The organism is Phormidesmis sp. 146-20, from assembly GCF_052939475.1.
Genome location: NZ_JBJPHT010000086.1, coordinates 1 through 6,151, shown reverse-complemented (window position 1 = coordinate 6,151; position 6,151 = coordinate 1). Strand labels below are relative to the sequence as shown.

The 6,151-nt window shown below is 48.0% G+C and carries 9 protein-coding genes; 6 read left to right on the top strand and 3 right to left on the bottom strand.

Features of this window, described 5'->3' with window-relative positions:
• The 3 genes from ACKFKH_RS32405 to ACKFKH_RS32395 form a co-directional block, all read right to left on the bottom strand.
• Positions 1–1,347: AAA family ATPase (locus ACKFKH_RS32405; RefSeq protein ID WP_446862513.1), on the bottom strand; the 1,347-nt coding region annotated here is incomplete at its 3' end.
• 247 nt (positions 1,348–1,594) lie between these two features.
• Complete coding sequence (locus ACKFKH_RS32400) at positions 1,595–1,807, bottom strand: hypothetical protein (RefSeq protein WP_446862512.1); 213 nt, start codon at positions 1,805–1,807, stop codon at positions 1,595–1,597.
• A gap of 42 nt (positions 1,808–1,849) precedes the next feature.
• The gene (locus tag ACKFKH_RS32395) at positions 1,850–2,086 is read right to left on the bottom strand and encodes a hypothetical protein (protein ID WP_446862511.1); all 237 of its coding nucleotides are present in this window, start codon (positions 2,084–2,086) and stop codon (positions 1,850–1,852) included.
• A gap of 231 nt (positions 2,087–2,317) precedes the next feature.
• On the opposite strand from ACKFKH_RS32395, the gene ACKFKH_RS32390 reads away from it, so the two are divergent.
• The 6 genes from ACKFKH_RS32390 to ACKFKH_RS32365 all read left to right on the top strand — a co-directional run bounded on the left by ACKFKH_RS32390 (position 2,318) and on the right by ACKFKH_RS32365 (position 5,970).
• Positions 2,318–2,554 carry a helix-turn-helix transcriptional regulator gene (locus ACKFKH_RS32390; RefSeq protein WP_446862510.1) on the top strand — a complete coding sequence of 79 codons (237 nt, stop codon included), beginning with the start codon at positions 2,318–2,320 and terminating at the stop codon, positions 2,552–2,554.
• Positions 2,555–2,756: 202 nt separating this feature from the next.
• Positions 2,757–3,362: a hypothetical protein gene (locus ACKFKH_RS32385; protein WP_446862509.1), complete on the top strand. Its 606-nt coding sequence runs from the start codon at positions 2,757–2,759 to the stop codon at positions 3,360–3,362.
• A 153-nt stretch (positions 3,363–3,515) separates the two neighbouring features.
• The gene (locus ACKFKH_RS32380) at positions 3,516–4,028 is read left to right on the top strand and encodes a hypothetical protein (RefSeq protein WP_446862508.1); all 513 of its coding nucleotides are present in this window, start codon (positions 3,516–3,518) and stop codon (positions 4,026–4,028) included.
• A gap of 73 nt (positions 4,029–4,101) precedes the next feature.
• Entirely contained in the window at positions 4,102–4,329 is a 228-nt protein-coding gene (locus ACKFKH_RS32375; protein WP_446862507.1) for a hypothetical protein, read from the top strand.
• Positions 4,330–4,671: 342 nt separating this feature from the next.
• Entirely contained in the window at positions 4,672–4,965 is a 294-nt protein-coding gene (locus tag ACKFKH_RS32370; protein ID WP_446862506.1) for a hypothetical protein, read from the top strand.
• Positions 4,966–5,211: 246 nt separating this feature from the next.
• Entirely contained in the window at positions 5,212–5,970 is a 759-nt protein-coding gene (locus ACKFKH_RS32365) for a hypothetical protein (RefSeq protein WP_446862505.1), read from the top strand.
• Positions 5,971–6,151 lie beyond the last annotated feature (181 nt).

Below are 6,151 nucleotides of genomic sequence, written 5' to 3'. Positions count from 1 at the left end.
TCGATCGACCGATCGACATACTTCAAGGTAATACAACATTGTATTACCTTGTCCTTTTAGACACCTGCTTACCATCCCTTTTGCCCACATCTCTTTGAGGACACGTCGGATTGTGTTTTTGTTTATGTTCAAACATTGAGCCATCTCCTCAATCTCATAGCGAACACCTCGGCGATCGTCTTCGTTTAGCCAGAGTTCGATCCGCTTTTCGGTGTGGATGGTTTCTTCCTCGTTCTCCGATCCTTCTTTGCCCAGATACTCAAAGGTGAATCGGTCTTCATCAAACCGGAAGACGTAGCGACCTGGCGGACGGCCCATTCTGGTCTTCTGGACTCGAAGGACGCGATCGCCGCTCCGCTCGTCGGTCAGCAGCAGTCCCCAAACCTCTGAAGCTGAGTTGTAGAGGGCTTTTGTGCCTCTCGATTCGCCTTCTGAGTTGGAATGGTGGATCACACAGAAGGCACAGCCGTAGCGATCGCCCAAATCATTGAGTTGCAGCATGAAGCGGGCGTATTCGGTATCGTTTTCGCTGATCAGGGTGTTGCGGTTAATTGAGGTCACCGAGTCGATCATGCAGAAGCTAACCGGATCACCTGCTTCCTGATATTTCTTGAGGTAAGCCTCTAATCGGGCGATGTTTTCGACTTGCCAGCCGGGTACGACCTCGACGGGGTGATGATTGGTGAGTTGCCTGATTTGCATCCGCTCACGGGTCACGACCACGGGTTCATCGGATTGAAGAATGAGAACGCGCCCTTGAGAAATCTGGTAGCCATTCCAGGGTTGACCTTTGGCGATGCACTCGATTAGCTCATAGATCATTAGCGACTTGCCCACGCCGCCCATCGCGTGAAGCAGCAGGACAATCCCTTTTGGAATCCAGCCGCTGACTAGCCAGTCTTTTTCGTGACGGCAAAGTTGATCAAGGTCATCGACTCCATAAGCGATGAAGGGTGCCTGATTGATGAGCGCCTTATAAAAGCAGTTCATCATGGCTGTCTTGGGGAGTTTGTAGCGTCTAGCCAGTTTCTCAAGCTTGAATTCTTTGAAGCCGTCGTCGAGGACTGACTCGATCGTTCTAACCTGTTCGATCATGCTGTTGAACTCGGACTCTTCTAAGTCCACTCCCACGCGACGGCTCACCAGCGAGTGGGCGATCTGTTCGACTGTTTCGACTGGTACACCTGTCCATTTCGCGATCTGAGCTAATTGAAATTTGCCTTTATTTGGGTCGAAGTGCTGCTCTAGACCAGCTTCTAAAATCTCCTCCTCAAGGAGCATCTGTGCATTGATTTGGAGATCGGTGATGCGGCGATCGCTAGTCGGTCTTTTGAATTCTGCTACCATTTGCTTGTCCGGTAAGTTTGTTGTGAATTTGCTTGACTGGGTGCTTTTCAGTGAGCACACGGAAGAATGCCCCAACGCATTCGTGTTTGATGGTTGGGCTTCAAGAAGCAAAAATTTAAAGCCTGACTGGACGATGGGGATCTGACAGACAGGCTTTTGATTTAGAGGTTTTGGATCATGGTTAATGTTTGATTAAGTGTTCGGCAGATTTTTTGAGGGCGATCGCTAATTGGAGGCGATCGCCTTTTTATTGGCGGTAGATAGATTCGTGATCGATCCAGGCGATCGGCTGCTCGATTCGATATTGTTCGGTACAGCCAGTGCATTCCAGTCCATGCTCGACAACTTCTCCCTCGTCAACTGTGAGGTATGCGGTAAAGTCATCCCCTCCACAGAGAGGGCATTTACCAGAGGGATAGCGTCTGAGTCGATCGGCGTTGCTGATGTCTAAGAAGTTCATAAAGGGATGAGGGATGAGGGATGAGGGGCGATCGCTTTTTTATTACTCGAACCGACCCCTTGCGGGTAACTCGGAGAGATCGCCGTGAAAGCTTGGCTCTGGCCTGTGGTCAAGAAACACTTGCATACGTTCGACAACGGCTAATTGCCGCCATCGAGGGAGTTTTCTGAACAAGATGAAAATTTGGTCGATTTCGTCATTCGCAGCAGGCTCGATCGCATCCTCACCAGCAAGTCCGATCGCTTCCAGGTCGATCGCGGTCTCATTCTCTTGGGTCATTGGCACTCCTGAAATAGCTGAATTGATCATGGGGTAAGCATTTGAGCGATTATTGGGAATGCAGCAAGACCAGGCGATGGGGCAACACTGCATTCCCTCAAACAACTTCTAGGCAACGTGTGCGGATTCACACGGTCACTTCGTGCTGTTTGTTGTTTATTTCACTGAACTGCGTTTCAGCTTAGAAAATTCTAACTGAAATCTAGTTCAGTGAACTGTGTTTCAGTTAAGATGAATAGAAATCGTCATGACTCACCGTTCATGAGCCTATTACATGACAAGCAGAAGACAGCAGATGAGGTTGCTGAAGCTCTAGGGATATCCCCAAGAGCGGTTTACTACTGGACATCTGGCAGGAGTGAACCTCGTCTAACCATTCAGCAAATTCAGAAACTATGTACTTTGCTGGAATGTTCGGTTCACGATCTCCCGGCAAACTTCGGCCCAAACAAAAACGCTGAAGCGTAATCTGCTTACACCTCAGCAAAAATCAAAACCAGGGCAGAGTTCTGACCTCTCCCTGGATGGCCCCACCGACGTTTAACCCAATGGAGCAATCCAATTATGTCTGGATTTCAGGCTTTTATTTCTATTAAAAAAGGTCGATCGCCTCCACTAGCTATGGAGACGATCGACCTTTGTTTTGTTCAATCCAAATCAGGAGACACACATGAAAAATGCAGCAGTCAATGACGCTATCTATGCTGACAGCAATATGTCAATGCATACCAAACAACTAGCAGAGTTCTGGAAAATCGACTCACGATCGCTCACCAACTGGGTCGCAAAAGTTAGAAAGCTTGGCTACGAAATTGGACAACCCGGTGAACGCAATCGAACCTACTTCAACGATGTCGATCAGGACTTAATTAACGCTTGTCGTCATGGCACTCTCACACCAAATCCGAGAAAAGCTGAGGTTACTCAGAATGATTCTGAGAACGTTCTGAGTATGGAGGAGAGGCGGAATCGGGAAGCGCAGGAAGCGCAAACGGAATCAGACCAAAATCAGAACTTAGCACTGAGAACAGCAGTAATACAGGAATCAGGCTCACTGCTGTCTCAACGGACTGAAGCGGGCTACCAGGAAGGCAGCGCGATCGCTAAAGCCGAGCTAGCAAGCAAGGTTAAAGGCTATCTAGAGACTCGTGTAGAGGCTGACAAGGCTTTCAACGATTTCATTAACCAGATGATTGGTGACTATGAGCAGCTTGACGAGCAGTGTGCTTTACCGGAGGTGACTACCCCAAAGCAACTGATCGCTTCTTTGTTCTAGGAATTCTCGGAAACTTCTCAGAACATTCCGAGAACATTCCGAGAACTGAACTAAGAAACTATCGGCTAAAGCGAACGATGTTTTGGGCGATCGTGCTTCTCACACTTTTCAATGTTTTGTCCCCAAGATACTCACACTCTCAGCAAAGGACTCATGACCAACGCTCAAATTAAATTCATGCTCGGCTTTGTACTAGGGGGGCTGCCTATCATCCCCCTCTTATCAGTAAGAGCCGATGCTTCATTCCTGGATGCTGTTTCTCGCTGGAGTGCCTCCTACGGCAACAGTGTAGAAGCTCAAGAGACACCGCTTCCCGTCCCCCAAAACATTCCTCCGGTTGGACGAAGTGACGGATCGGCGATTATCCCCTGCGCCGCGCCGCCCCCGACGATGGCATCAGCCGATCAGATGCCCACCTCTTTGGGTAATCAGCCTGCTCCGAAACCTGCAAAGCCTACTTATCGGGATCGACGAGCCACGATTTTAATGAACACCGCGCCGGGGAATCGAATGCGATCGCTGCTTGGAAGAGTCGGCTACCCAAACCGATTTGACGATGCGACTTCAACCGACTTCTACATGACTGAAGACGGAGAGATAGCGGTAGTGAGCGATCGGGCAACAGATACCGTCGCCTCTATCAGCCTTCTATCCCCAAATCAATGACCAGGGCGGAAGCGCTCAAACTACAACCCTGGCCACACCCCAACAACTACAAAATTATCGAGGTACATTCATCATGCCAAAGATTCCTGCTGATGCAGACGACTTTGAACCCGGAAGCGATGAGCGAAACGATGCAGCCTACGCCACAGCCGGAACAACCGCACCAGTTGATACTTTCATTGAAGACTGGGGAGAGTATGACGAGGATGTTTCCAACAATGAGAAAGCCATATCATGGGAGCATACAGACGTAGATGAGCCGTACTTTGATCAGGCTGATATCTACAAAATTCCAGAATAAACAGAGGTCAAAATGATTGTTGAAATCGGAAATCGTTCATTTGAGTTGCTCGATCGCAACACTGACGGATTGCCAAAAAGCCAACAGAAAACCTTAAGTTTCTTTTGGAGCTTGAATCACCCTATCTCTTTTGACGAGGCTTCTCAGCATTTAGGAATCCGGTTCCCCGCCGCTCTAAACTCAAGAGTTGAACACCTGGAGAAGAAAAGCAAGCTGAAAGAGATCGTCGCATTGAGTGCAACTGCATAGCAGAATCTTCCACGTCATCTATCTCATTAAAAATCCCCTCCGGAAGCCACTCCAGAGGGGATTTAAAGAACATCGAAAAGACACCTTTCTATTATGACTGACACCCCCGAACAACCCAACAATCTAACCACAAGAGTTGAATCATTAGAGACAGACATGCTTGATGTCAAAGTCTCCCTCAATCGCCTGATTGATGTTGTCTACGACAATAGCCAACAGCTTAGAACCACAATGCAAGCAGTCGATCGCATGGCACAAGTACAAATCCAAACCTTCCAAGTGATTGAAACCATGCAAACTGAAGTTCGTGAAATTCAATCAGAAGTACGCGGACTTCAAACCGAAAATCGCCGCATTCTAGAAATCCTGCAACGCAATCAGGAATAGTCTTACCGTCTGATGAGCCTCCCTAGCGAATAGGCGAAACGGGTCTAACACACCCGTCACGGAACTCACACTCGCTTCAAAACATCATTGCTGACACAGCGATCGATGACTTTTTTTCGTGCAATTTTTACTGTCAATTTCTATTAGTCAATGCCCCATAGTTGCCACTACTGGATAGAAAGATTTAGAGAAGACTACTTCCAGCGTGGTAGCTCAGAAACAACATGGAGAACCGAGTATTGGAAAATGCTCAAACACCTCCCACAAGACGAACCTTTAACCTCTGAACTGTTACACCAATTCGTTCTCAAATCCACTGTCAACACTCGCTCTAGAGTTCGGGCTTGCATGGTTTATGGCGCGATCGCCCGGTTCGCAAAACTTGACTATGATCCATCCCCTTATAAAGGAAAGTATTCTTCTAAAAGCGTCTCGCCTCGTGACATTCCCAGTGATGATCTGATTGTTGAATGGTTCGATCGACTGTCTAACCCCGGTTGGAAATGGATATTTGGCATTCTCGCAACCTACGGACTTAGACCACACGAGACTTTCAGGCTAGATTTTGAACGCTTACGGCAGCGCGATCGCATTCTCTGGGTTGAGAACGAAACTAAGACCGGGTTCCGTCAGGTCTGGGCCTTTCATCCCGAATGGTTTGACGAATTCGACTTGCACCAGGTGCAGCTTCCCAACGTCAATCTAAACCGCTCAAATGACCGAGTAGGACACAGTGCTACCAGCTATTTCAGCGATTTTGGCTTACCCTTCCACCTTTACGACATGCGCCACCGATGGGCAATCCGCAGTATGGAATATGGACTCAAACGAACATTAGCCGCTCAACAAATGGGGCACTCAGAAGAAGTGCATAGCCGCATCTATCACCGATGGATCAATGCAGCCGAACATCAGAGGGCATATGAAGCCCTGCTCAATCGAGACGATCGACCACGACCACCAGCGCGAAAAAATCAAAACAAAAAGCCGGAACTGAACAACTAACAGTCCCGGCTTTATTTTTTTTAATCCAAGTCGATCAAATTATCCAGGGTGAGGTTAGTCACTCCAGAATCATTGCCTTGATTTGGTTTTGACTCAAATCAAGTGAGTTAGTCAAAGTGAAATTAATCACTCTGAAATCACTACTTCGACTTGGATTCGCATACCCCCAGGGGAATTCGAA